We start from the raw sequence: 24828 nt of genomic DNA, 5'->3' as shown, positions 1-24828 counted from the left end.
ATGCGCCTTGGATCCATCACTCTTGAGCGCAAGCATCTGAAGCGGGCCTGGGACTATGTAAAAACGGCGAACTGGCTGAATGTTCTAGCCAACCGGAGAGCCCAAAGCCGGTTTCCGGACATAAAGATTTTCATCATTGGTCCGAACCGCTGCGCGACCACGTCCTTTCACCGTTTCTTTCATCGCAACGGCTTGCGTGCGCTTCACTGCCGTATCGGATCCATGTATCTGGCCAAGGAAATACGTGACCGGCTCGGAGACGACAAGTCGCTCAAGGCGTTTCTGTCCCGCTGGACGGTCTATTCCGATTTTGTTTATCTCACAGATGACGAACATTTCGAGGCGCATGATCTTTACGAAACCTATGCCCGCCTGTTCCCGCAAGCCTATTTCATCCTGAACGACCGTGATGTTGATCGCTGGGTTGGATCGCGCCTGAGCTTCAAGGATGACTTTCTTCCACGATATCTGTCGGTGCACGGGGGAACGGCGCAGAAAGCGGAAGCCAAGTGGCGCAATGAATTTGCGCAGCATCGCGAGGCTGCGCTGGCCTTCTTTGCCGATCACCCGCGCTTCATTCATGTGCCGATCGACCGGAACGTCCAGAGTGGTAGCGCCATTGATCCGGTGATCGAGATGATGCGACCGCATTTCAAATTGGACAGCCGCCTGTGGCGCCCGTTGAATGCTTCTACGCAGGGCAAGGGCTGATGGGCGGTTACCCCAGCAGCTCGTCATTGCGGGTGCGGTGCAGGTGCGCCAATTCCGAATTTCGCGATAGCCTGAAAGTAATCTTGTGATCCTGAGCTACGAACATCAGTATATTTTCATGCACTGCCGCAAGACAGCGGGCAGTTCGATCGCCGTCTCGCTCGCGCGAAATCTGGGCCCAAAAGACATTTTTGTGGGCGGCATCGAGGAAGCCATGGATTTGGGGATTAACCCGCCACGCCGTGTTGTCGCGGCTGCGCTCCGGGAAAATCCCGTCGACCTTGTCCTAAACAGGGTCAAAGGCAACAAGCAATATGCGGCCGCTGTCTCGAAACATGCGAAAAAGCGTTTCTCCCGGACGATAGGAAAAAAGCCGCAGCACGTGGCAGCGCAGGTCATGCAGACGACCTTCCCGGTCGAATGGAGCAAATTCTTCAAATTCTGCGTGGTTCGCAACCCCTATGATCTGGTCGTTTCGGATTATTACTGGCGGACAAGTGGCGTATCGAACCCGCCGTCATTCGAGCACTATATGCAGGCTTTAGAGCGTTGCGATTCGCTCGACGGGATAGTACCACTCGACATCCATTCGAACTGGCCGATTTATACGATTGACGACGAAATAGCAGTCGATGCGGTCTATCACTATGAGCAACTCCCACACGCGTTGGAAACAGGGCTTAAGGGAGCCAGAATACCGTTTGAGGGAATCATCACGAAAGCAAAATCATCACAACGTTCGGCCCGGTCAAAAAACTATACCGAGTTTCACACCTCTTTAACTCGCGAGATAGTGGAAAGACTCTATGAGAAAGAAATCGCGGCTTTCGGATACAGGTTCGGCGATTGATCATGTCAGATTATTTTCAGTTTAATCCGGAACCGACAAGCCAAAGTAGCGGATTTTGCTGGACATGATTTCCGTAATCATCCCGACCTGCAACCGACCGGCTGCATTTCTGAACAAGGCCATTGAATCGGCAATGGTTCAGAGTTTTCCGCCGCATGAAGTGATCGTGGTGGACAATTGCACCGTTAGTATCGGCCATGAATCCCTGCCTGGCAATGTGACCGTTTATCGTCTGCCGCAGCGCATCGGCCCGTCGCGCGCTCGTAATTTCGGCGCGGCCAGAGCGAGTGGGACCCATTTCGCTTTTCTTGATGATGATGACTGGTGGGATGACAATTTTCTGCGGAATATTTGGTCTGTCCTGCATGCCGAGAAATCGCGTTGCGCTTGTGGCCGGCTGGATACTTTCCGGACGAACCGAATTGAACGTTTCAAATGTGCCACTCCGGAGACCTTGACCATCCCGCTATTGCTTCGACGCAATCCCGGGACTACCGGGACAAACCTGCTGATCGAGAAAAAGCTGTTTTGGGAAGTCGGCGGATTCGACGAGCGGCTTCGAACATCTGAGGACAAGGCTCTGGTGCTGGAAATTTTAAGAGCGGACGAGAAGATCTCGATAGCACCAGAGGCGGTCGCAATCATGCGTCAGCATGACGGGGTGCGAGCGCATCAGGCCCGGCGTTACAAGCTTCTCTTCAGCTGGAAATATCGCCATCTTCTGGGATATAGGGGTCTCTCACGGGAACTGTTCCGGCTGTTGAACCCGCGGTTACTCAAAAAAATGTCCCGCAAGACAGGTAGAATCCGGAGGGCAGAATGCGCCTGATCATTCATATTGGTACACCCAAAGCCGGATCGAGCAGTCTGCAAGTTGCACTCGACACTAACCGCAACAGGTTGATGGAACAGGGAATATTGTATCCCACGATCGAACGTGCCACGCACCATTCGGGCCTTGCCTCCGGCCTTCACGTCCCTGAGGCGATGCGTGACATCGACCTGCGGCGAAATGGCAATGATCCGGCCTTGGTCGTACGCAAGACCGAAGCCGCGTGGCAATCGCTCGCCGATCAGGTGTCCAGTCACAATCCAGAAACGTTACTCCTCTCGGCCGAAAACTTCATGTCGATCGATGACTTTACCACGCTGCGGGAATGGCTGGCGCGCATTGCCCCGGATGCGGAGATATCGTCTGTCGCTTATCTGCGGGCACCGGTGCCCAATCATGAATCCAAGGCTTCCCAGAGGCTTGGACGAACCACGAAAGTACGACTTCCGGGTCACCTGCCCTGGCATTCGCGGCTCATACGGTGGAAAAATATAGGCCCCGTACAATTGCGGGACCTGGCCAAAGTCGGCGATATACGAACGGATTTTCTCGAGGCGGTACAAGCCGGGCTGGCGTCAAAGCTGTCCATGCCTGGGCGGAACGCCAATGTAAGTCTCACCGGAGAGGGTTGCATAGCCCTGCAAGCGGCCATGATGAACGTGACCAGCGACAGTGCTTCCGACTATGTCGAACGGTCACGAGTCTGGCGTGCGCGTCTGGCAGAGGCAGAAGCCGCGCTTGGTGAGTCGCTCTCGCTGCGCCGGGTAACTGTAAATCCAGCCGTTCGCTGGCTGATACTGGACGAATGGCATGACGAAGCGGTCGCCCTGCGCGAAAAATTCGATTTTCAGTTTGACGAACCCGCGCTTTACGACCGGGCGGAAATTGACAAGGGGCTTGCAGAGACCGGCGCCCGGGACTTGGGGCTCGCCGAGACAGATGCCCTCTCCCGCTTTCTCGCCAATGACCAGACAGCAGCGCTGCGTCTTCTGGCCCATGCAGCCGAGCAGGGCGCCGTACGTCAGGGCGGTTTTCCGCTGAGCAGCATGAAGGACGGATTGCGCAAACTGCTTCGGAAAGGGGCCCGATGAACCACGCCGACCTCAGTCGCCTTAACCTTATATGGAGCACGCATCGACCATGAACGTCCTGGACGCCGTGACCATGATCATCCGGACCGTTGGCGAGCGCACCGAAGAGGCGTGCCGCGCGTCGATTCGCGCGCAGGGGGTGGATGATAGCCAGATCGTGACGGTGCGCGAAGCGCCCTTCTCCAAAGCAATGCGTGTCAGTTTCGAGGCGGGCATTGCCGCCGGTAGAGAATGGACTTTCTGTATCGATGCGGATGTCGTGATGCGCCCGGGATCGATTCAGGCGATGATGCGGCAAGCCATGCAGCAGCCACCGGAAGTCTTCGAACTGCAGGGCGTGGTGCTGGACAAGCTGTTCGTAACGCTCCGCGAAGCCGGGAACCATCTGTTTCGCACGTCCTTGTTACCGCAGGTGATCGAACTGATTCCCGAGGAAGGTCAATCGCTTCGGCCAGAAACCACGGCAATGGAAGGGATGAAGGCCCGGGGTTACCCCTGGGCACAAGTACCTTATGTCGTAGGGTTGCACGATTTCGGGCAAAGCAATCGCGATATTTTTCGCAAATGCTATACCCATGCCCAGAAACATGCTCACTTGCTCGGCGATATTCTGCCCAAAATGCGCCGCCGCGCTGCCACGGACCATGATTTCGCGGTGGCGATTGCCGGTCTGGCGGAGGGATTGAAGGCGACGGCCGCGGTGCGGATCGATATCGATCACCGTCCGTTCAGCGAGCGCTTCGAGGCGCAGGGAATTGAAGAAAAGGCGCCATGCACCATGGATGAATTTACACCCGGCAGGGTCGAACAGATTCTGCAGGAATATGCCGAAACCGACGATCTGACCGTGCGCTACCTGCCCTTCTCGGGGCCCGAGGCCATCGCTCTCGACGGGACCACACGCTTGACGCCCTCGTCACGCAGACGGGCCCTGTGGCGCCGGAGGCAGCAAAAACATGGTACCGGAGGGGCAATGCTCTACACTCTGGGCCACGGGATCGAACAATTGGGTCTGCGACTGCAACAACGTGCCGGAGATAGCAAATGAACAAATCTGCTGGTCAGCTGGCATCAGCCTCTGCGGACGGCACCCCTTACCAGGGGAGCCCCCTGCGCCTCGCCTTTTCCCTGCTCACACCGCGCGAGCAACGCAATGCCTTCATCGTACTGGCAATATTTCTTGTGTCTTCCGTGACACTGGCGCTCAGCGTTGCATCGGTCTATCCGTTTCTGCTGGTTTTAACCCGTCCCGACGTAATCCAGACCAATGCCTGGTTGCAGTGGGGCTATCGACTGGTCGGATCACCTTCTGAATTCACTTTCATATTGCTGCTGGGCGGAGCGACTGTTGCCCTGCTCGTGATCAACGCCGCGCTTCAGGTGCTGCGCGTCTACATGATCGAACGCTTCACGCAGATGCGGATCCACACGATCAGCGTGCGATTGCTCGAAGTTTTCATGTCGCAACCGATGACCTTTTTCCTGGGCCGTAATACCGGGGATATGGCGAAAGGCATATTGAACGAGACCCGCGAGGTGGTGCAGCAGTTTTTCCGGCCCGCTGCCGAGTTGGCGGCCGGCGTGCTCGGCACTTTGTCGGTTATCGTCGTACTGATGGCTCTGGCACCGATGATCACCCTTATTGCGCTTGGGGTGATCCTTCTTTCCTACGCAATCGTCTATCTGTTCAGCCGCACGATATTGGGCCGAATGGGCGTCAGTCGCGTGAAAGCAAATAGCGAACGCTACCGGATTTCGCGGGAAGCGCTGAGCGGTATCAAGGACATCAAGATCGCGGGGACAGAAAAATTCTACCTGTCCAATTACAGCCGCTTTTCGAGTGAAGCGGCGCTGACACAATCCCGTGCTAATGTGATCAACTCGGCGCCGCGCTACATGGTGGAAGCGGTTATCTTTGTTTCGATCATACTCTTGCCGCTAGTATATTTTGACGAAGAAACCCTGATCAATGGGGGATTGCTGACCGGGGTTTTGCCGGAATTGGGTATCATGGCGCTCGGCGCACAAAGGCTGATGCCGGAGGTACAAAAAATCTACCGCTCGATCAGCGTGATGAAATTTGGCGCGGCAGCTGTAACCAGCGTGCATTCCGACATGATAATGCCCGTCGATCCGGCGATGAAGATCAAACCGTCGTCCCGTTCGATAAGACTCGGCAAGTCACTGGAGCTTCGCGATGTCCAATTTGCCTATCCCACTGCAGAAGGTCTGGCATTGAACGGAATCAATCTGAAAATTCTGAAAGGTCAGCGTATCGGGATAGTCGGGACAACCGGCGCGGGGAAGAGCACTCTCGCTGATCTGGTTCTTGGCCTGCTGCGCCCCCGCGAAGGGGACGTAATGGTCGATGATGTCCGGCTTGCAGACGAGGATATCCGGATCTGGCAAAAAGCCATCGGATATGTGCCACAGCATATCTTTCTGTCCGACGCGACAGTGGCCGAAAATATCGCCCTCGGCGCAAAAACCGGCCATGCCGACCAGAGCAAAATCGAGGAAGCGGCCCGGATAGCGCAATTGCACGATTTCATCGCCAGCGAAATGCCGCAGGGATATGATACGCCGATCGGCGAAAATGGTGTGCGCCTGTCCGGCGGTCAACGACAACGGATCGGTATCGCCCGAGCGCTGTACCGCGATGCTGATCTGATCGTGTTTGACGAAGCGACAAGCGCGCTGGATTCGGTGACCGAAGGTGAACTGGTTGCGGCAATCGATGCACTGCCGGGCGAAAAGACCCTGCTGGTAATCGCTCACCGGTTGACAACAGTGAAATCCTGCGACCGGATCATTGTCATGAAACAGGGCCGGATCGTGGCATCGGGCAACTGGGACGAAAATCTTCGCGACAGCCCGGATTTTCGCGATCTTGTTACCCAGAAGTCCGAATGATACCGATACCGGTCCAATTTACGTGAGTTGATCTGCCATGAAGCTAAATATTATCAGCCTGCAGAATTTCGCACTGGCAATCCTGTGCCTGTGGATCATAAGTCCGCCGCTAACCCTCAATCCGATCGCACGAGCGCTGGCGCTGCTCGCGATCGTCACATGGGGCCTGCTGGAAATCATACGTTCTAACGGAATTTTCCGCCGGCCGACATGGCCAGTCTTGGGCGCAGGCCTGTTTATCGCCTATGATCTGGTGCTGTGGTATGCCCTTGGCGAATGGGAACTGATATCCCACATTCAGATGTATATTCTGCTAGCTTTGCTGGTTATCTACGAAAGCCGCCGGACCGACCCAAAAAGCTTGGCACCGGTCTTCTGGACAATGATGCTGGCACTGCCCGTCTGGTGGATCAGCACCCTTCGCGGCTTCGATACGTTCGGAGACCATGCCGCAAGAACCGTGGTCCGTTCTTCTGGTGAAGCGATGGAATTGATGCAACAGGGCGTCGGAGGATATTCGCTGATCTATTCCTCGCTCGTTCTCATTCCCGTGCTGGTGCTGATGACTTTCCGCTGGCGCCAGTTCGACACTTCATCGGCTCCGCGATTTCTTCGGGCTTTCCCGCGCGCGTTTCGCCTGATGCCGCCGGTCATGCTGGCACTGATTACCATTCTGGTCCTGCGTGCCGGCTTTACAATTGCGGTCATCGTGATGGTCGCAACGCTGGCTGTTTCACTGATGTATCTGCGGACCCGCCCCTGGATTCTGCTGATGGCTCCACTGGTGGCCCTGTTTCTGGTAGTCGTGGGACAGATATTCCTGCAGGACATTATCGAATTGTTGATCCCCGTCGCAGACGGAACCTCGTTCGTCTACAAGTTGCGCGATCTCCAGCTTTCGCTGGAAATCGGAGACTCGACCGGAACGGTAGCCGACCGGACCGAGCGCTATCTTCGCAGTATCAATTCCTTCCTGCAGAACCCCCTCTTCGGGGTGCTGGGAGACCGTGGCGTGGGCAATCATTCGGCCTATCTGGACTATTTTGCACAGCGCGGTCTGTTCTTTGGCATGCTTTATATGGTGCTGATGCTCTATCTTCCGGTCAGGATGCTCCGGCAACTCCCCGGCGTGCTGAGCATGACCGGTGGCGTACTGGCGGTGATGATCCTGTTTCCCCTGTTGAACAGCGTGACAATGGCAATAGGCGTGGTGCTGTTCATCATGTTCCCGGTAGCATGCTCGATCACCAGTGAATTCGGGAACAGGTCCAGATATCGTCGTCCCGCCGTTTCGCCCGGAAGACGGATGTCCGCGGCATGACGGGGAAACCCATATCCGTACTCTGGACATCCAATATTGTCCTGCCGGCTGTGGCCGCCCGGCTGGGCGTGCCGGAAACGCCTTTTGGCGGCTGGCTTTCCGTGACCACCCGTCGTCTGGCCCAGGTCGAAGGCTTGCGGCTGGGGGTGGCGATGCGGGCGCCGGTCAAAAATCTTCAGCACGTCCGTCAGGACGGCATCGACTATTACGCGATCCCCCAGTCCAAAGGGAACAGCTATGATATCGGCCAAGCCGACTGTGATCGGGTTCTCTCCGACTTTGCCCCCGATATCCTGCATGTCGAAGGCACCGAGATGGCCTATACACGGCGCTTCCTGTCCAGCTGGTCCGGCCGCCGGCTGATTTCCCTGCAAGGCGTGATCAACGGGTACAAGCCCTATCAGTTCGGCCATCTTTCGGCAGGCGATTTTCTCAATCTCCGCCATCCGCAGCATATGATCGTGGGGCTGGCGCTGCTGGCCAATAATCTCGTCAAATTTCTGCCTCGCCTGCGCGGCGAGCGCGAGACGATCGCCATGGCCGACCATATTCTGGGCCGGACAATATGGGACCGGGCCCAGGCCAACTGGCTGAATCCGGAGGCACAATATCATCATTGCCCGCGAATATTGCGTGATCCCTTTTATGAGAAACGCTGGTCCCGCACGGATTGCGAACCCTTTTCGATCTTCGTCGGCAATGGAGCCTCGGCGCTGAAGGGCGTGCATTTTGCCGTCCGGGCGCTGGCCCAGGTCCATCACAAGTTCCCCGATGCCAAGCTCTATATCGCCGGCCGCAACCCCTGGTCTTTGTCCCGGCTGTCGGCGCAGCGACTGGTCGGTTACTCGGTCTACCTGATGGATCTCATATCCGATCTCGGACTAAGGGATCACGTGGTCTTCACCGGTCAGCTGGATGCAGAGCAAATGGCCGAGCGGATGCGCCGGTCCCATGTCGTCGTCCTGTCTTCGCTGATCGAGAATAGCCCCAATACGCTCGCCGAAGCGATGCTGATGGGGGTCCCGGCGGTTCCGTCCTATGTCGGGGGTGTACCGTCCATGGCGCAGGATGAAAAAGAGGTGCTTTACTATCGCGCGGGCGATCCGGCGATGCTCGCCTGGCAGCTGCAGCGTGTTTTCGAAGATGATGATCTGGCAGAGAAACTCTCGGAGGCTGCGCGAATTCGTGCCAGCGCAACACACGATCCCGAGACCATTATCGAGACACTGGTGAACGCCTATCATACAGTGGTAGCGAGGCAGCCGGCATGACCCGTTCGCTCGCTCCGGTTGCCTTGTTCGCCTATGCACGCCCCGACCATCTGGAGCAGACGCTCACGGCTCTGTCTGCCGCAGAAGGCGCGCGCGATACCAGTGTCTGGATTTTCTCGGACGGGCCGAAAAATGCCGCCGCCGAGGGCCAGGTTGCAGCCGTCCGCAGCATATTGGCCGAGCCGCGCTGGCAACAGGATTTCGCCCAAGTGACGATCATCGCATCAGAGAACAACAAGGGGCTGGCGCGATCCATTGTCGAAGGCGTCAGCCGGGTTATCGATCAGCACGGAACCGTCATCGTGCTCGAGGATGATCTGTTGGTGGCGCCCGATTTTCTCCGGTTCATGAACAGCGCGCTGGAACGGCATGAACAGACCACCGAAGTCGGGTCTGTCACGGGCTATTGTCCGATAGCGCAGCCGCCGGCGGATTACCCGCATGATGTCTACGCCGTTCCGCGCAGTTGCAGTCATAGCTGGGCCACCTGGCGCGACCGCTGGGAAACGGTCGACTGGTCTGGCAGGGACGCTCCGCGCCTCTGGCAGGACCGGGCTTTGCGCAGGCGGTTCATGGCAACCGGATCGGACAAGCTGGACCGGCTGGGCAGACAGCTCGCAGGGCGGATTGATTCCTGGTCGATCATGTTCAACCTGTGGCATGTCATCAATGACCGCGTGGCCCTCTATCCGGTCCGCAATCTGGTGCAGAATATCGGTTTTGACGGCAGCGGCACGCATACCGGAGCCCACGACCGGATGCACACGGCGCTGGCGCCTTCCGGCTCGGCGCTGGATCCGGCCTTGCCTCCCGAAGACCCTCGCGTACTGGCGTCATTTCACAAAATCTATTCAGGATCGCTGCCGGGCCAGCTGCGCCGCTTCCTGCGTAACTGGCGCATGCCGGCCAGCATCAGATCGTTAAATATTAAAGAAAGACATACCCATGGTGAATAATCGCTGGAACAAAACGCAAACTCAATATGAGGCTGCGAGCGAACATTATGATCGCGCCTATTTCACTGATCAGGGGCGGCATGGTCTGTTGCGCGGCCAGGCCAATGCCTGGAAATTCGAACCCTATTTGAAAGACGGAATGGAAATTCTCGATTTCGGATGCGGTGATGGTGCTCTGCTCACTGTCTTGGGTGGGAAAAATGGTGTGGAGATCAATCCGCACGCTGCTGAAGCGGCGCGGGCGCGGGGGCTAACGGTTCATGCCTTGATCGACGAATATCCTGACAACGCGTTCGATGCTGTGATTTCCAACCACTGCGTCGAACATGTCGAAGACCCGGCGAGACAAATTCGCGAAATGCGACGGGTGTTAAAGGAAGATGGCATTCTGATAATTGTGGTCCCATGCGACCAGACAAGTTATCCCTATCGAGAAGCCGACCGCGACTTTCACCTATATTCCTGGAGCGCGGCAAATCTTGGAAATCTGGTGAAGACTTGCGGATTTGATATAGTTGAAGCAACTGAATTGAAACATCGCTGGCCACCAAAATGGCCTCTCATCATACAATATGGAGGCTTGCCGCTATTCCATGTGGCTTCCCGCATCTGGGCGCGGCTGAGCAGAAAATCCTCGCAAGTCCGGTGCATCGCGCGCGCAAAGATCTGAGGCGACGTGAAAATTCTCTTTCACCTTTCGCAATTCAATATAGGCGGCGCCGAAATGTCCACGCTGCGGCTTCTCAACGCCCTAGAGGCGCGTGGAGCGCGCATAACGCTGGTGCTGACCGAGCGTGGCGGCGCACTGGTAGACCGTCTGGCGCCATCGATAAAGATCGTGCACTTGCGGCCAGGGCTACGGTCAGAAAATCCCGCGGTTCGAATGCTCCGTGGTGGCTTGGGAGCGGTCGCAGCTCTGCGCTTGGCTTTGGGACGTTATGACGGCGCGGCGGTTGGTATGACCGGAGCACCGACTTGGGTTATCCGACATGTTATTCGGGCGCGCAACAAATTGCATTTTATCCGGAACGACCTGTCGCAATTGAGCAGGAGCAAGGACATAGTGAATCGGGTACGGCGCAACCTGCGCGCATTCTCCAGCTTTGTCTGTGTCTCGGATGTCGCCCGCCAATCGCTTGTGGCAGCAGTGCCGGAGGTGGCGGACAAGGTCCATGTGGTCTATAATATCCTCGATCCCGACGAGATGCGGGCGCGGGCGCGGGCCGAGCCGCCCCCCTTTCCGCCCCGACGCAACGGCGCTCTGCGCATTATTTCAGTCTGTCGCCTGCATGAAAAAGCCAAGGGACTGACCCGCATGACACAGGTGGCGCGCCGTCTGTTGGATGCGGGCCTGGATTTCGACTGGTTCGTGCTGGGTGACGGCCCCAACCGCGACCACATCGAAGCCGAGATAGCCGCACGGGATCTGGGTCGGCATGTGCATCTGCTTGGCCGCATCGAAAACCCCTTTCCTGCTTATGCCGAGTGTGACCTGGTGGCGATGCTGTCGAATTACGAAGGCCTGTGCGGCGTCGTCAATGAAGCCAAGATCATGGGAAAACCGATCGTGGCCACCCGCGTATCCGGGGTCGACGAGCAACTGGTGCACGGCGAGACCGGCTTGATCGCCGAGCAGGATGCCGATTCCATTTTTGATGCGATGCACAAGCTTATGACGGATGATGCGCTCCGCGAAACACTGTCCAATGACCGCTTGCCCGCCGCCCTGCTCGATGATGCGCACAAACTGGACATGATTGAACTGCTGTTTTCTGGAAAGGTCAGCAAATGACTACCCGCGGCTCCGACACCCGGATAGATTTCGCCATAATCGGCGCGCAAAAATCGGCTTCCACGGCCGTCCAGCATTTTTTGCATAATCACCCGTCGCTTTATTTGCCGCTTGGGGAACTGGCATGTTTTGAGTCGCCTGATTTCGAACAGGGTCGTGTTGCGCGCCAGCTTGATTTGTCCGGCGCGGCAGACGGGCAGCTGAAGGGAATAAAGCGGCCGACCATATTCACCGATATAGTAGCCATCGACCGGCTCAAGGACCATTCCCCCGATTGCAAGATGATCATGGTCTGCCGGGAGCCGGTCAGTCGTTTTGTGTCCCATTACTTCCATTTGATGAACAGCGCCAAGCTTCCGGTCATGGAAATAAACCGCGCCGTCCACGCGATGTTTCACGGAGACTATTTGTCAAAACACATAGTCGGAACGGCGCTGCTGAGAAACGGAATTTATCACTCCAGCCTGACACATGTCCGGGATGTCTATGGCGCTGACAGTATTTTCGTCACCAGCCAGAAGGCGATACAGCAAGATTTTGGCACGGTTACGCAGCGGCTCTGCACCTTTCTGCAAGTGCCGTTCGACCCGGATCAAATTCCGGCAAAACGCGAAAAAAACGTCGGCAGCTATGATTATCGGCGCGCCTTTTTCCGCAAGCTGCCAAACGCCCTGACCTATCATTACTCGCTGGGACGTTCGCGCAAGGAATATCGGTCATCGCAACTGTTGCGGAATGCCGGTCGCGGCTTCTCCTTTTTGCTCGGAAGATGGCCTTTCACCAATCCGATCGCGCATAAGGATGTTCTGACGCCTGAATCAAAGTCACTGCTTCAGGAATATTACAAGGCTGATCGAGAAAAACTGCAGCGGGAGTTCCCAGATGCTCTCTATTGGTAGCCAACTAAAGCGCCCTGCACTAACGAACGGTCGCTGTTCTGCTGTATTGCTTGACGACGCTAGCCAGCTGGATGGGCTCTCGGCATTGATCAAGGGGATCAAAGAGCTGGATAGGTGCTCAAGATGAATGCGCGCAATTACCGACCAGAGATTGATGGTCTACGTGCGGTCGCCGTTCTGGTCGTGCTATTTTACCACGCGGGCATGCCAGGCTTCTCCGGCGGCTTTGTGGGTGTCGATGTATTTTTCGTCATCAGTGGCTTTCTGATTACACGGATAATTCTGAGCGATATCGAAGCCGGGAAATTTTCCTACCGCAATTTCTATGAGAGGCGAATTCGCCGAATACTCCCCCCATTGTTGCTGGTTTCGGTGCTGACAATACCTGTGGCTCTGCTGACCATGTACCCCGATCAACTGGTCGATTATGCAAAAAGCCTGATAGCCACACAGCTATTTGCTGCAAACATACACTTCTTGCTGTCGAGCGGATACTTCCAAACGGCATCTGAACTAAAACCGCTACTTCATTTCTGGAGCCTTGCGGTAGAAGAACAGTTCTATTTCGTTGTGCCCGCTCTGCTGATGCTGGCAGCGCGGTTGGGTCGCCGATGGGTTTTTGGGCTCCTCTGGGCGATTGTTTTGATCAGCTTTATACTCGCTGACTGGATGTCCACGCGCCAACCCGATGTAGCGTTTTTCATTTTGCCGACCCGGGCTTGGGAACTGGGTATGGGAGCACTGGTGTCTATGCATTTCAGTCGGCTCGATACAGCAGTTGTTCGGTTCCCGGGCCCTGCGGCCATGGCTGGCTGGATAGGCCTCGCGATGATCGCAATTTCGGTTCCTCTATTTTCTGAAATCACGCCTTTTCCAGGTCGATATGCGCTGATCCCTGTGGTTGGCACGGCGCTAGTGATTGGATTTTCACGACCTACGAGCGGCTCCGGTAAGGTGCTTTCCTTACCTTTTGTCGTCTCGATTGGTCTTGTAAGCTACAGCGCTTATTTGTGGCATCAGCCGCTGTTCGTGTTTGCCCGTCTACACTTCGGTGGAGAGGCGCCATTATCGGTGCTACTCCTACTATCGGTTGTGACTTTCATTTTAGCTGCAATTAGTTGGCGATGGATAGAAAGGCCCTTCCGGGATCGTCAGCGCATGCCCTCCAAGCTTTTACTGACATGGGTGATATCGACGGCCGCAATATGCATTCTTGCCGCTACAATTATTCTCGCTCGGGCCGGTTTTGCTGATAGCTATCCAACATGGCAACGCGATGTTGTCGCCATCTCAGCAGCTGATTCCACGGATTATACAGACAGCTCCGAATATGCGAAGGCTTTGGCGCGGTCTTTCGAAAGCAAGGCCTCAGGACGACGGGTGCTGATCATCGGCGATTCCTTTTCTCAAGATTTGTTCAACATGATCCGCGCAAACCACGCATTTGCAGATGATCAGATTGCTGCCTTGAATATACCTGCGCGTTGCGGAGCTAGTTTGGGCGGGAAAGAAGCTGAAGCCAAGATATCAGCACGCTATCTCTCTCGTTGTCGCGAGGCGTGGCAGCAGCTCCGCACGGATTCACGCATTGATCAAGCCGACATTATTTTAATGGCGTTCTTTTGGAACAGTCGTAGGATGGATTCCTCCGTTGCCACTATCAAAGCATTAAGTTCGCGCAGTGATGCGGTGCTGCGAGTGATTGGTTCGAAGGATTTCGAACGTGATCGAAAAATCCTCATCCAGAATAGCCTGACTGACGCGGTGGATCTCCGTGTGCGACCCCGAAAGGGCGCTTTGGCAGCCAATGGCATGTTATCTGACGCACTTGGGAAAGAGGTGTTTGTGGACCCGTTGACTATACTCTGCGACGGCAATCGCTGCCCAGCGTTCAATGAATCTGGAAGGATAATCACCTACGACGGTCGGCACCTGACGCCCGCGGGAGCATCATACTTGGGATATCGCCTTTTCTCCGCACCTCAATTTTCGGGATTGAATCCATTGTGAGCCAAAAGACTCATCACTCCCCCTGGATCGCCTATGTCGTCCCCTTCGACTTTCCCGAAGGCGGGGCGGGCGCGCGGCGCGTGCTGGGCAACGCCCAGTCGCTGGTCGCGGCGGGCTATCGGGTGACGATCATCTCGGCCCAGATCGACCGCTCGGGCGGCGATGCGCGGCCTTTCGCTCCGGGGATCAGCCTCGCCTCGACCGGCGAGCGCGATGCCGAGCATCTGCCGCGCGCGCTGAAGCGGGCCCGCTATATCTTCACCGGCAGCCGCACGCGGGACTGGATCGCGCGCGCGCCAACGCCACCCGCCGCGATCATATTGTACAGCGGCTATTCACCCTATTTGCTGCAGCTGACCGGGATGGCCCGGCGGCGCAATATCCCGCTGATCTTCGACGCCGTCGAATGGTATACGGCCAGCAGCACCGCCGGCTTTCTGAAGTCGCCCTATTTGTGGAATATCGAACTGGCGATGCGCGTGTTGATCCCCCGGCTGGACGGCGTGGTCGCGATCTCCTCCTATCTCGCCGACTATTACCGGCGGCGCGGGCTCGCGGTCGCGCAAGTGCCGCCCACTCTCGACGTCTCCGCGCTGGAACCGGTGCTGGAGAACCGGTCAGCGGACGGCCGGCTGCGCCTGTCCTATTGCGGGTCGGCCTCGAACGATCTGCTCGACACGGTCGTCACCGCCCTGATGCGGCTCGACCCGGACGGGGCGCGTATCCGCCTCGATATCGCCGGCCCCACTGCGGAGGAAGTGCTGGGCCTGCCCGGCCTGCACGGCCACGATGCCGTGCCTCCGGGTCTGACGCTGCACGGCCGGGTCACGCACGAGCAATCGGTCGCGATCACGCGCGCTGCCGATTTCACCATCTTTCTGCGCCGGATCAACCGGGTGTCGACCGCCGGCTTCCCGACCAAGTTCGGCGAGAGTCTCAGCCTCGGGACGCCGGTGATCACCAACCTGACTTCGGACCTTGCAGAGCATCTGGACGATGGTGTCAACGGTCTGGTCTGCCCATCCCACGACCCCGGCGACCTGGCGAATATTCTCGAGCGGGCGCTGACGCTCGATCCGGCACAATTGTCGGCGATGCGCCGCGCCGCTCGCGCGACAGCCGAAGCCGATTTTGATTATAAAGTTCACAGCGAAGCCCTTGTCCGTCTGCTGGCGCAATGCAACGTGCCCGGCCCCGACCGGACCCTTATGGAGAATGATGTTCATGTTAGATGATGTTTGCCTGATGATCACCGGCGGCACCGGCAGTTTTGGCAATGCCGTGGTGCGGCGCTTTCTGGACAGCAATGTCCGCGAAATCCGTATCTTCAGCCGCGACGAGAAGAAGCAGGACGATATGCGCAAGCTGTATCGCAACGACAAGCTCAAATTCTTCCTCGGCGACGTGCGCAGCCGGGACAGCCTCTCGGACGCCATGCACGGCGTCGATTTCGTGTTTCACGCGGCGGCGCTGAAACAGGTTCCGTCCTGCGAATTCTTTCCGCTCGAGGCTGTGAACACCAATGTCCTGGGCACCGCCAACACGATCGATGCGGCGCATCGCTCCGGCGTCAGGCGGATGATCTGCCTGTCCACCGACAAGGCGGTCTATCCGATCAATGCGATGGGCACGTCCAAGGCGATGATGGAAAAGGTCGCCACCGGCAAGGCCCGCGCGATCGATCCCGACCGCATGACCATCTGCTGTACCCGCTATGGCAATGTCATGGCCTCGCGCGGATCGGTCATTCCGCTGTTCGTGCGCCAGATCCAGGCGGGCGAGCCGCTGACCATCACCGATCCCGACATGACCCGCTTCATGATGACGCTGGACCACGCCGTCGATCTGGTCCTGTTCGGCTATGAAAACGGGGCGACGGGCGATGTGCTGGTGCAGAAGGCGCCGGCCGCGACGATCAGGGTCCTGGCCGAAGCGCTGCTGGACCTGTTCGGGAAACCCGACCATCCAATCCATATACTCGGCACCCGCCACGGCGAGAAAAAGCACGAGACCCTGCTCTCGCGCGAGGAACTCGCCCAATCGGTTGATCTGGGAGAATATTATCGCGTTCCGGCCGACATGCGCGACCTGAATTACGGCGTCTACGTCGAATCCGGGGAAAGCCGGATCAGCGAATCCTTTGACTATACGTCGGAAAACACGCAACAGCTTGATGTCGAGGGCATGAAAGAGCTGCTGCTGCAGCTTCCCTTCATCCGTTCCACGATGGCCGGCGAACCGGCAGATTCCGAGGTTTGACATGCAGGTCCTGATTACCGGAGCAAATGGTTTCATCGGCCGCAATCTGGCGCTGCGCCTGCGCGAAGCAGGCCATGACGTGCTTGGCGCAACCCGCGCCACCAGCGACGCCGATCTGGCCGACATGGTGAAGCAGGCGGAAGCGGTGGTCCATCTGGCCGGCGCCAACCGGCCGGACACGGAAGCGGAATTCGAGGAAATCAACGATCATTATACCGCGCAGCTGTGCGCATTGCTGCGCGACCGGTCGGGTGCCATTCCGGTGATTGCAGCGTCCACCATCCAGGTGGATCGCGACACGCCTTATGGCCGGACCAAGGCGAACGCGGAAACCCATCTGCAGGCGCTGGCCAGCGACAGCGGCGCGCCGGTCAATATCTGCCGGCTGGTCAATGTGTTCGGCAAATGGTGCCGCCCGGATTACAATTCGGTCGTCGCCACCTTCTGCCACAATATCGCCCGCGATCTGCCGATCACGATCAGCGCTCCGGACGCCGAGGTTCGGCTGGTCCATGTCGATGACGTGATCACCGGCTGGCTGGCCTGGCTGGCCTCGCCGGGCAGCGGCGCCCAGATCACTGCGATCGCGCCGGAATATCGCATCACCCTGCAAGACCTCGCAGACCAGCTGCGCGAATACCGGGCTATCCGAGAGACGCACACGGTGGGAGAAACCGGCACCGGGCTCGGACGCGCGCTCTATGCCACCTATATCAGCTATCTGCCGGTGGATGATTTCGCCTATCCCGTCACCCGCCACGGCGACGAGCGCGGTGTCTTCGCCGAAATGCTGCGAACCGAACATTCGGGCCAGTTCAGCTTTTTCACCGCCGGCCCCGGAGTCACCCGCGGCGGCCATTATCACCATGCAAAGACCGAGAAATTCCTCGTCCTGAAAGGGCGGGCGAGGTTCCGTTTCTACAATATGGACAGCGGCGAGACCCACGCGCTCGACACATATGGCGAGGAATCCATGGTCGTGGAAACCGTGCCGGGCTGGAGCCATGACATCACCAATATCGGCGAGGACGAGCTGATCTGCATGCTCTGGGCCAACGAGCTGTTCGACCGGGACCGTCCGGATACGATCGCGCACCCGCTGACTTCATGATGCAATTTTCGGGATAGAATATATGAGACTGATCGAATCAAGATGGTTACAAGAACATCTGGCCGAAATGGATGTTGCGGAATTGTCACCGCTGCTGGAAATCGGTTCCTCCAGTCTCGCATTCCGAACAATTGCAAAGCCCCATATCGAGCAGTTTGTTCATGCTCCGCTGCGGGAAAGAGGCGTACGGATTGTCACTACCGATCTTCGAGATGCCGAAGGCGTCGAGATCGTCGGCGATATTTTCGATCCGGATGTCTGCGCGAAACTTCAAGACGTCCAGGCTAAATCGCTTCTGCTTTGCAATCTGCTCGAACATCTTGTTGATCCCGCCGCATTCGCCGACGCCTGCAAGAGCTTTGTTCGACCGGGCGGATATATCATCGTTACAGTGCCCTACGATTATCCCTATCATCTTGATCCGATTGACACGATGTTCCGGCCATCCCCGGAGGAAATACATGCTCTGTTTCCTGGTACCCGGATTGTGGACAGCGAGATTCTGGTGGATGGCGGACGATGGTCCGACCTGCGCCGCACGAGAACATCATTTCAGTCGCTAAAATCAATAGCGGGCGACATCGCGCGAATGGTAACGTTTCGTGGTGGAATCAAAAGAACCAGGTCGCGCGCTTCGGGCCTGAGCTACCTCGTCAAAAACTACAAAATTTCGGCGATCATTCTACGCGTTCAGGAAGAACAGGACAAATGACAAAAAAACTCAAAATCGCCACTATCGTCGGCACCCGGCCGGAGCTGATCCGGCTGTCCCGGGTCATGGATGCGCTCGACCGGCATTCCGACCATCTGATCGTCCACACCGGGCAGAATTACGATTATGAGCTCAACGGGATTTTCTACGAGGATCTCGGCCTGCGCCAGCCCGATGTGTTCCTGGAAGCGGCGGGCGACACCGCCGCCGAGACAATCGGCAATATCATTGCCAAATCCGCAAAGATACTCGCCGAACACCGGCCCGACGCGGTGCTGGTGCTGGGCGACACCAACAGCTGCCTCGCGGTGATCAGCGCCAAGCGGCTGAAGATTCCCACTTTCCACATGGAAGCCGGAAACCGCTGTTTCGACATGCGCGTGCCCGAGGAGATCAATCGCCGGATCGTCGACCATACCGCCGACATAAACCTGACCTACAGCCAGATCGCGCGCGAATATCTGCTGCGCGAGGGGCTGGATCCGCAGCGGGTGATCGTCACCGGCAGCCCGATGCGCGAAGTCCTGTCCGCCTATGGCGACCGGATTGCCGCCTCGAATGTCCAGGAACAGCTGGGTCTGGAAAAGCACGGCTATTTCGTGGTCAGCGCGCACCGCGAGGAAAATATCGAGGACCCGCGCCAGTTCGAGGGGCTGGTAGAAATTCTCAACATGCTGCCCGATCGGTTCGGACTGCCGGTGATCCTCTCCACCCACCCGCGCACCCGCAACAAGATCGAGGCCACGGGCGCGAAACTGGACCCGCGGGTGCAGCAGATGAAACCCTTCGGCTTTTCCGACTATAACGCCCTGCAGATGAACGCCCGCGCTGTGCTGTCGGACAGCGGCACGATCACCGAGGAAAGCTCGATCCTCAATTTCCCTGCGCTCAATATCCGCGAAACCCACGAACGGCCCGAAGGCATGGAGGAAGCGGCGGTGATGATGGTCGGCATGAACCCAGAACGCGTGCTGCAAGGTCTGGAAATCCTCCAGACCCAGCCCCGCGGCGAGGAACGGGCATTGCATCTGGTCGATGATTATGCACCGGACAATGTGTCGGAGAAAATCGTCCGGATCATCCACAGCTACACCGATTTTGTGAACCGGGTGGTTTGGCGGAAAGGCTGAGAACCGTGCAATATCCTCCCGAGGTCAACGTCGCTTCCGCTGTGGCACACCGGCAGAACAGATAATCCCATGCGTTTCATAATCATTGCCGGATTTGCCGGATCGCTGCTGAATTTCCGGGGGCCGCTGCTGCAGGCCCTGGTGGCGCGCGGGCATGAGGTCCATGCGGCGGCGCCGGGGCTTGGCGCCGGCAGCGTCGAGGCGGAGCGGTTGCGCGAGATGGGCATCACCCCGCATGATGTGCCGATGGACCGCACCGGCCTGTCGCCGCTGGCCGATCTGCGCCTGCTCGCCGCGCTCGCGCGGCTAATGCGACGGCTGCGGCCCGATGTGATGATGGGCTATACGGTCAAGCCGGTCATCTGGGGCACGCTGGCGGCCTGGCTGGCGCGGGTGCCGCGCCGCGTGGCGCTGATAACTGGGCTGGGTCTGTCGTTCAACGAGGGAACGGGCGCCAGGCAACGGTTGCTGACGGCGCTGGTCTCGGGCCTCTATCGCGCCGCGCTCAACCGCGCGGATATGGTGGTGTTCCAGAATCGTGACGATCTCGCGCTGTTCCGCGAACGCGCCATTGTGGGGGCCGGTGCGCAGACACGGGTTGTCGATGGCTCGGGCATCGATCTCGACCGTTTCGCCCGGGTGCCGCTGCCCGACGGGCCGATGCGCTTCGTGCTGGTCGCGCGGATGATCGCCTCGAAGGGCGTGCGCGAATTTGCCGAGGCGGCGCGCCGCACCCGCGCGCGCCATCCACAGGTGCAGTTCGACCTGATCGGCGGGCTCGACAGCAACCCGGACAGCGTGACCGCCGAGGAGATCGACCGCTGGCAGGCCGAGCAGGTGCTGACATGGCACGGCCAGGTCGCCGATGTACGGCCACTGATGCGCGCAGCCCATGTGGTGGTTCTGCCGAGCTATTATCGCGAAGGGGTGCCGCGCTCGCTGCTCGAGGCGCTGGCGCTGGGTCGGCTGATCATCACCACCGACATGCCCGGTTGCCGCGAGACACTCGACGGCGGGAGCAACGGCATGCTGGTGCCCCCGCGCGATGCGGCGGCGTTGGCCGGGGCCATGGACAGGCTGGCCAGCGCATCTTGCGGAGAGTTGCTAAAGATGTCAGACGCATCCCATCGTCTGGCACGGGAACGGTTCGATGTGCACCGGGTGAACCGCGACATGATCGCGGTGATCGAGGGCGACACACAGGGAATATAAGCCGGGACATGTACGGGGCCGCACAAGGGAAAATGGCGTGAAGATAGCAGATGCCGATATGCCGGAAGGCGCGCACCTTGGCGAAGCGCGCAACCTTTGGCTGATTGGCTGGATCATCCCCCTCACAAGCCACCATCTGGATGGGCTTTGCACGGACCAGAGGCTTCTCAGGTCATGGTGAAGCGGATGTTTGACATTGCCGGCGCCGCCACCGGCCTCATCCTGCTGTCGCCGCTGATGCTGATTCTGGTGATCCTGATCCGGCGCGGGATGGGGTCGCCTGTGCTGTTCCGCCAAACACGCCCCGGGCGCGATGGCAAGCCGTTTGAAATGATGAAATTCCGGACCATGCGGGATTCAACCGGAGCAAATGGCCAGCTATTGCCCGATAGCGAGCGGCTGACCCCGCTGGGCCGCAGCCTCAGATCCAGCTCGCTCGACGAACTGCCGGAACTGTGGAATGTGCTGAAAGGCGACATGAGCCTTGTCGGTCCGCGTCCGTTGCTGATGGAATATCTGCCGCTCTATTCCGCCGAACAGGCGCGCCGGCATAATGTCCGTCCCGGCGTTACCGGCTGGGCGCAAATCAATGGCCGCAACGCGATTTCCTGGGACGAAAAATTCGCACTTGATGTCTGGTATGTTGACAACCGGACTATCTGGCTTGATCTGAAGATCATCTGGCTCACGATCCGCAAGGTGCTGAAGCGCGAAGGCATCTCGGCAGCAGGGGAAGCGACCATGCCAAAATTTACCGGCCCGCAATCATGAAGCGACTGATCGGCGTCTATGGCGCATCCGGTTGTGGCCGGGGCATCCTGCCGTTGTTGCGCGGACAATATGCCGGAGCCGATCTGCTGTTCATCGATGACGGCCAGGCACCCGGCCGCGTGAACGGACAGGATATTGTCGACTGGCCCGCTTTTCTGGAGCGCGAAAATCGCGACAAGGCGGTATCGATTGCCATTGGAGATTCGAAAGTTCGTCAGCGTCTGGCTGATAAATGTGCCGCAGCAGATATTCCGTTGGTTGAAGCGCGGGCGGCATCGGTCGTGCAGATGGACGAAGTAGCGATTGGTCCGGGCGCCTGCCTCTCGCCTTTTGTAACGCTGACATCCAATATCTCGATCGGATGCTGTTTCCACGCCAATCTCTATTCCTATGTCGAACATGACTGTGTTGTCGGCGATTATGTCACCTTCGCCCCCGGCGCCAAGGCCAACGGCAATGTCACAATCGGCGACCATGCCTATATCGGTTCCGGCGCGATTCTGCGGCAGGGAATAACCATTGGTGCCGGCGCCACCGTCGGCATGGGCGCGGTTGTCATCCGGGATGTGGCGGCCGGCCAAACCGTTGTCGGCAATCCGGCCCGGCCACTAATCAAGGACTGATCATGCGCATCTATCTTTCACGCCCCCATATGTCCGGCAGGGAACAGGAATATGTAGCCGAGGCCTTTGCCTCGAACTTCGTTGCTCCGCTGGGACCGCAGCTCGAGTCTTTCGAGGCCACCGTCAGCGAGTATCTCGGCGGCGACCTGCATTGCGTCGGCCTGTCTTCCGGTTCGGCCGCGCTGCACCTCGCGTTGCGCATCGCCGGTGTCGGCGCCGGTGACGAGGTGTGGATTTCGTCCATGACCTTTGCCGGTGGCATCTTCCCGGTCAACTATCTCGGCGCGACGCCCCGTTTTTTCGATCTCGACCCAGCCAGCTGGACCATCGATATCGCGCGGCTCACCGACGAATTGGCCGTGGCCGACCGGGAAGGTCGCCTGCCGAAAGCCATTGTCCCGACCGATCTCTATGGTCAATCCGTCGATCTCGACGCGCTTGAAACGCTGGCGGCACAATATGATATCCGGCTCGTTCTCGACAGCGCCGAAAGCCTCGGCGCCTCCTATCTGGGCGGGCGCAAGGCCGGCACCGGCGGCGACGCGGCGATCCTGTCGTTCAACGGCAACAAGATCATAACCACCTCAGGCGGCGGCATGCTGGTCACCCGGCACAAGGACTGGGCCGAACAGGCGCGTTTTCTCGCGACCCAGGCGCGCGACCCTGCCCCGCATTACGAACATTCCACCTTCGGCTACAATTACCGGCTGTCAAATATCTGCGCCGCGATCGGCCTGGGACAGATGGAGGTGCTGGACGAACGCGTCGCCAGAAGACGGACGATCTGTCAACGCTACCGCAAGGCCCTGTCCCGCCCAGGCATAGCCTTCATGCCGGAACCCGAAGGGCAGCGTTCCACTTGCTGGCTTACCGCCCTGACCATCGACCCGGCATTGACCGGCGTATCGCGCGAGGACATCCGCCTGATGCTGCTAGAGCATGAAATCGAAGCGCGGCCGCTATGGAAACCGATGCACATGCAGCCCCTTTATACCGGCACGCCCTATCATGGTGCCGGAATTGACGAAAGCTTGTTTGCAAACGGCCTGTGCCTGCCCTCGGGAAGCGACATGACGGATGATCAGCAAGACGAGGTTATCGAGCGGATCCAGATCCTGCTGGATAGAAAAGGCTAAGCGCAAGTCCCGTAAGCCGCTGGTGGATAAGCGGGCCTTGCGCGCTATGCTGATGCGCCGGACGGCTGCGTTTAAAATCAGCGTGCACTGATCTGGATGGAATGGATCTGCCCGTTCAGATTATCCTTGTCGGACCAGGCCCGCGCCAGCAGGGACAGGCGGACGACTGCACAATCGGACGGCAGCGGTCCGACCGGGAAAATGCTGGGGCTTTTCGTCAGTGGCTGGTCAAAAAAGCCGGTTTCGCTATTCTCACATTGAAGCGCGATCCTGACGTCTTCAAGCTGTTCCACGGGCGAGATTTCATGCGTCACCCTGAGCGTGAAAGATTGCGGTACCGAAATGATCCGCTCGGCCAGAATGCCGGCTTTTCCTCGCCTGACAAAAAACTCCAGCCGCTCGGGATCATCGACAATTTGCGCGCGCTCTCCGGAACCTTTGTTGAGCCGCCAGTCAAACGGCGGCATTTCGCTGCTCCAGCCAAGCTTGCCCTGCCGGCTGGTCGTGCCAGCCAGATTGCCGGAACCTGGCCCGGAAATTCTCTGATAGAGTGCGAATGCCGAATCCAGGTCGCCGGCCCTGACCAGCGCGTCCACTATGGCTCGGTCCGTGTCCGGTTCAACGGCCAGCTTGTCAAACAGGCTCATTCGCAATCGCGCGAGATTGGAGAGCGCGTCGCGATCCCCTGCTGCGGCTTGCAAGAACGGATTGGACCAGTCCGGCTCGAAGCTCAACGCCTGCGCAAATTCCGGAACCGACCGTTCGTCCTTCAGCGCCTGAATCAGGATCGGAAACATGGTTTTCTGTTGCTCGGGCGAAACGGTCAGTATCTGGTTGAGCACTGCGATACTGTTGGCGAAATCATCGCGTGAGGCATATAGCAACAACAGATTGGACTGCAGCATCAGAGTGCGGCGGTTGAGTTCTGATGCGGCCAGCAAAATCCGGTTCTTTGCTCCCTCATCCCGTTGATCAAGGGCCAAAATCGTCCAGGATACCGGTGACAATGGTTCCTGTGCCAAAATCTTTCTGGCCAGGGGAGAAAGGGATTCCTCTGCCTGGCTGTTGAGCCGGTCGAGGGCGACGCGCTCCAGTGCAAATCCGTTCAGGGGAAAGGCCCCTGCGGCAACGGCAGGCTGATCATTGGCGAGAGCATTGGTGAAGGCCTGCATGGCCAGCGCAGCGCTCAAAGCGACGGCCCCGACAGACAGGACAGCTGCTTTCATCC

At 58.3% G+C, this 24828-nt stretch carries 23 protein-coding genes; 22 read left to right on the top strand and 1 reads right to left on the bottom strand.

Going from position 1 to position 24828, the window contains the following annotated elements:
• The 22 genes from ACHZCJ_RS11945 (at position 1) to ACHZCJ_RS11840 (ending at position 23600) form a co-directional block, all read left to right on the top strand.
• Positions 1–711, top strand: coding sequence for a sulfotransferase (locus tag ACHZCJ_RS11945; protein WP_321326677.1), 711 nt, complete (start codon positions 1–3; stop codon positions 709–711).
• A gap of 85 nt (positions 712–796) precedes the next feature.
• Positions 797–1561 (top strand): sulfotransferase family 2 domain-containing protein, encoded by a 765-nt coding sequence (locus ACHZCJ_RS11940; protein WP_321326675.1) that lies wholly within the window; start codon positions 797–799, stop codon positions 1559–1561.
• 64 nt (positions 1562–1625) lie between these two features.
• Positions 1626–2390 (top strand): glycosyltransferase family 2 protein, encoded by a 765-nt coding sequence (locus tag ACHZCJ_RS11935; RefSeq protein WP_321326673.1) that lies wholly within the window; start codon positions 1626–1628, stop codon positions 2388–2390.
• A complete protein-coding gene (locus ACHZCJ_RS11930) occupies positions 2381–3484 on the top strand; it encodes a hypothetical protein (protein WP_321326670.1) in 1104 nt (367 codons plus the stop codon). Before ACHZCJ_RS11935 ends, ACHZCJ_RS11930 begins: the two co-directional genes overlap by 10 nt.
• Before the next feature lie 49 nt (positions 3485–3533).
• A complete protein-coding gene (locus ACHZCJ_RS11925) occupies positions 3534–4532 on the top strand; it encodes a hypothetical protein (protein WP_321326669.1) in 999 nt (332 codons plus the stop codon).
• The gene (locus ACHZCJ_RS11920) at positions 4529–6397 is read left to right on the top strand and encodes an ABC transporter ATP-binding protein (RefSeq protein ID WP_321326667.1); all 1869 of its coding nucleotides are present in this window, start codon (positions 4529–4531) and stop codon (positions 6395–6397) included. The genes ACHZCJ_RS11925 and ACHZCJ_RS11920 overlap by 4 nt, the downstream gene beginning before the upstream one ends.
• A 37-nt stretch (positions 6398–6434) precedes the next feature.
• The gene (locus ACHZCJ_RS11915; protein WP_321326664.1) at positions 6435–7718 is read left to right on the top strand and encodes a hypothetical protein; all 1284 of its coding nucleotides are present in this window, start codon (positions 6435–6437) and stop codon (positions 7716–7718) included.
• The gene (locus ACHZCJ_RS11910) at positions 7715–8989 is read left to right on the top strand and encodes a glycosyltransferase family 4 protein (RefSeq protein ID WP_321326662.1); all 1275 of its coding nucleotides are present in this window, start codon (positions 7715–7717) and stop codon (positions 8987–8989) included. Before ACHZCJ_RS11915 ends, ACHZCJ_RS11910 begins: the two co-directional genes overlap by 4 nt.
• A complete protein-coding gene (locus tag ACHZCJ_RS11905) occupies positions 8986–9945 on the top strand; it encodes a glycosyltransferase (protein ID WP_321326661.1) in 960 nt (319 codons plus the stop codon). The genes ACHZCJ_RS11910 and ACHZCJ_RS11905 overlap by 4 nt, the downstream gene beginning before the upstream one ends.
• On the top strand, positions 9935–10615 hold the full coding sequence (locus ACHZCJ_RS11900) for a class I SAM-dependent methyltransferase (protein ID WP_321326658.1): 681 nt from the start codon (positions 9935–9937) through the stop codon (positions 10613–10615). Before ACHZCJ_RS11905 ends, ACHZCJ_RS11900 begins: the two co-directional genes overlap by 11 nt.
• A gap of 6 nt (positions 10616–10621) precedes the next feature.
• On the top strand, positions 10622–11737 hold the full coding sequence (locus ACHZCJ_RS11895) for a glycosyltransferase (protein WP_321326656.1): 1116 nt from the start codon (positions 10622–10624) through the stop codon (positions 11735–11737).
• Complete coding sequence (locus ACHZCJ_RS11890; RefSeq protein WP_159647032.1) at positions 11734–12636, top strand: sulfotransferase domain-containing protein; 903 nt, start codon at positions 11734–11736, stop codon at positions 12634–12636. Before ACHZCJ_RS11895 ends, ACHZCJ_RS11890 begins: the two co-directional genes overlap by 4 nt.
• Before the next feature lie 123 nt (positions 12637–12759).
• Entirely contained in the window at positions 12760–14646 is a 1887-nt protein-coding gene (locus tag ACHZCJ_RS11885; protein ID WP_321327787.1) for an acyltransferase family protein, read from the top strand.
• A complete protein-coding gene (locus tag ACHZCJ_RS11880; RefSeq protein ID WP_321326653.1) occupies positions 14643–15881 on the top strand; it encodes a glycosyltransferase in 1239 nt (412 codons plus the stop codon). The genes ACHZCJ_RS11885 and ACHZCJ_RS11880 overlap by 4 nt, the downstream gene beginning before the upstream one ends.
• The gene (locus ACHZCJ_RS11875; RefSeq protein WP_321326651.1) at positions 15871–16905 is read left to right on the top strand and encodes a polysaccharide biosynthesis protein; all 1035 of its coding nucleotides are present in this window, start codon (positions 15871–15873) and stop codon (positions 16903–16905) included. The genes ACHZCJ_RS11880 and ACHZCJ_RS11875 overlap by 11 nt, the downstream gene beginning before the upstream one ends.
• A gap of 1 nt (position 16906) precedes the next feature.
• Positions 16907–18016 carry an NAD-dependent epimerase/dehydratase family protein gene (locus tag ACHZCJ_RS11870; protein WP_321326649.1) on the top strand — a complete coding sequence of 370 codons (1110 nt, stop codon included), beginning with the start codon at positions 16907–16909 and terminating at the stop codon, positions 18014–18016.
• 22 nt (positions 18017–18038) lie between these two features.
• Positions 18039–18728, top strand: a complete 690-nt coding sequence (locus tag ACHZCJ_RS11865) for a hypothetical protein (RefSeq protein ID WP_321326647.1) — start codon at positions 18039–18041, stop codon at positions 18726–18728.
• Positions 18725–19858, top strand: coding sequence for a non-hydrolyzing UDP-N-acetylglucosamine 2-epimerase (wecB, locus tag ACHZCJ_RS11860; protein ID WP_321326645.1), 1134 nt, complete (start codon positions 18725–18727; stop codon positions 19856–19858). The genes ACHZCJ_RS11865 and wecB overlap by 4 nt, the downstream gene beginning before the upstream one ends.
• 69 nt (positions 19859–19927) lie before the next feature.
• The gene (locus ACHZCJ_RS11855) at positions 19928–21070 is read left to right on the top strand and encodes a glycosyltransferase family 4 protein (RefSeq protein WP_321326643.1); all 1143 of its coding nucleotides are present in this window, start codon (positions 19928–19930) and stop codon (positions 21068–21070) included.
• 186 nt (positions 21071–21256) lie between these two features.
• Positions 21257–21841, top strand: a complete 585-nt coding sequence (locus ACHZCJ_RS11850) for a sugar transferase (protein WP_321326641.1) — start codon at positions 21257–21259, stop codon at positions 21839–21841.
• On the top strand, positions 21838–22464 hold the full coding sequence (locus ACHZCJ_RS11845) for an acetyltransferase (RefSeq protein WP_159647016.1): 627 nt from the start codon (positions 21838–21840) through the stop codon (positions 22462–22464). The genes ACHZCJ_RS11850 and ACHZCJ_RS11845 overlap by 4 nt, the downstream gene beginning before the upstream one ends.
• 2 nt (positions 22465–22466) lie before the next feature.
• Positions 22467–23600 carry an aminotransferase class I/II-fold pyridoxal phosphate-dependent enzyme gene (locus tag ACHZCJ_RS11840; protein WP_321326639.1) on the top strand — a complete coding sequence of 378 codons (1134 nt, stop codon included), beginning with the start codon at positions 22467–22469 and terminating at the stop codon, positions 23598–23600.
• Positions 23601–23677: 77 nt separating this feature from the next.
• Here ACHZCJ_RS11840 and ACHZCJ_RS11835 read toward each other — a convergent pair whose 3' ends face one another.
• Positions 23678–24826: a hypothetical protein gene (locus tag ACHZCJ_RS11835; RefSeq protein WP_321326637.1), complete on the bottom strand. Its 1149-nt coding sequence runs from the start codon at positions 24824–24826 to the stop codon at positions 23678–23680.
• Positions 24827–24828: the final 2 nt, after the last annotated feature.

The organism is uncultured Parasphingorhabdus sp., assembly GCF_963677535.2.
Classification (GTDB): Bacteria; Pseudomonadota; Alphaproteobacteria; order Sphingomonadales; family Sphingomonadaceae; genus Parasphingorhabdus.
Note: the sequence above shows the minus strand (reverse complement) of the source record. Positions and strands in the feature narration are given on the sequence as shown.

What these genes read in the sequence shown, in the direction of transcription:
- ACHZCJ_RS11885 (WP_321327787.1), top strand. Translation starts at nt 12,760, where the DNA reads ATGAATGCGCGCAATTACCGACCAGAGATTGATGGTCTACGTGCGGTC.
- ACHZCJ_RS11915 (WP_321326664.1), top strand. Translation starts at nt 6,435, where the DNA reads ATGAAGCTAAATATTATCAGCCTGCAGAATTTCGCACTGGCAATCCTG.
- ACHZCJ_RS11900 (WP_321326658.1), top strand. Translation starts at nt 9,935, where the DNA reads ATGGTGAATAATCGCTGGAACAAAACGCAAACTCAATATGAGGCTGCG.
- ACHZCJ_RS11925 (WP_321326669.1), top strand. Translation starts at nt 3,534, where the DNA reads ATGAACGTCCTGGACGCCGTGACCATGATCATCCGGACCGTTGGCGAG.
- ACHZCJ_RS11840 (WP_321326639.1), top strand. Translation starts at nt 22,467, where the DNA reads ATGCGCATCTATCTTTCACGCCCCCATATGTCCGGCAGGGAACAGGAA.
- ACHZCJ_RS11865 (WP_321326647.1), top strand. Translation starts at nt 18,039, where the DNA reads ATGAGACTGATCGAATCAAGATGGTTACAAGAACATCTGGCCGAAATG.
- ACHZCJ_RS11845 (WP_159647016.1), top strand. Translation starts at nt 21,838, where the DNA reads ATGAAGCGACTGATCGGCGTCTATGGCGCATCCGGTTGTGGCCGGGGC.
- ACHZCJ_RS11910 (WP_321326662.1), top strand. Translation starts at nt 7,715, where the DNA reads ATGACGGGGAAACCCATATCCGTACTCTGGACATCCAATATTGTCCTG.
- ACHZCJ_RS11870 (WP_321326649.1), top strand. Translation starts at nt 16,907, where the DNA reads ATGCAGGTCCTGATTACCGGAGCAAATGGTTTCATCGGCCGCAATCTG.
- ACHZCJ_RS11875 (WP_321326651.1), top strand. Translation starts at nt 15,871, where the DNA reads ATGTTAGATGATGTTTGCCTGATGATCACCGGCGGCACCGGCAGTTTT.
- ACHZCJ_RS11855 (WP_321326643.1), top strand. Translation starts at nt 19,928, where the DNA reads ATGCGTTTCATAATCATTGCCGGATTTGCCGGATCGCTGCTGAATTTC.
- ACHZCJ_RS11935 (WP_321326673.1), top strand. Translation starts at nt 1,626, where the DNA reads ATGATTTCCGTAATCATCCCGACCTGCAACCGACCGGCTGCATTTCTG.
- ACHZCJ_RS11890 (WP_159647032.1), top strand. Translation starts at nt 11,734, where the DNA reads ATGACTACCCGCGGCTCCGACACCCGGATAGATTTCGCCATAATCGGC.
- ACHZCJ_RS11835 (WP_321326637.1), bottom strand. Translation starts at nt 24,826, where the DNA reads ATGAAAGCAGCTGTCCTGTCTGTCGGGGCCGTCGCTTTGAGCGCTGCG.
- ACHZCJ_RS11905 (WP_321326661.1), top strand. Translation starts at nt 8,986, where the DNA reads ATGACCCGTTCGCTCGCTCCGGTTGCCTTGTTCGCCTATGCACGCCCC.
- wecB (WP_321326645.1), top strand. Translation starts at nt 18,725, where the DNA reads ATGACAAAAAAACTCAAAATCGCCACTATCGTCGGCACCCGGCCGGAG.
- ACHZCJ_RS11850 (WP_321326641.1), top strand. Translation starts at nt 21,257, where the DNA reads ATGTTTGACATTGCCGGCGCCGCCACCGGCCTCATCCTGCTGTCGCCG.
- ACHZCJ_RS11945 (WP_321326677.1), top strand. Translation starts at nt 1, where the DNA reads ATGCGCCTTGGATCCATCACTCTTGAGCGCAAGCATCTGAAGCGGGCC.
- ACHZCJ_RS11920 (WP_321326667.1), top strand. Translation starts at nt 4,529, where the DNA reads ATGAACAAATCTGCTGGTCAGCTGGCATCAGCCTCTGCGGACGGCACC.
- ACHZCJ_RS11930 (WP_321326670.1), top strand. Translation starts at nt 2,381, where the DNA reads ATGCGCCTGATCATTCATATTGGTACACCCAAAGCCGGATCGAGCAGT.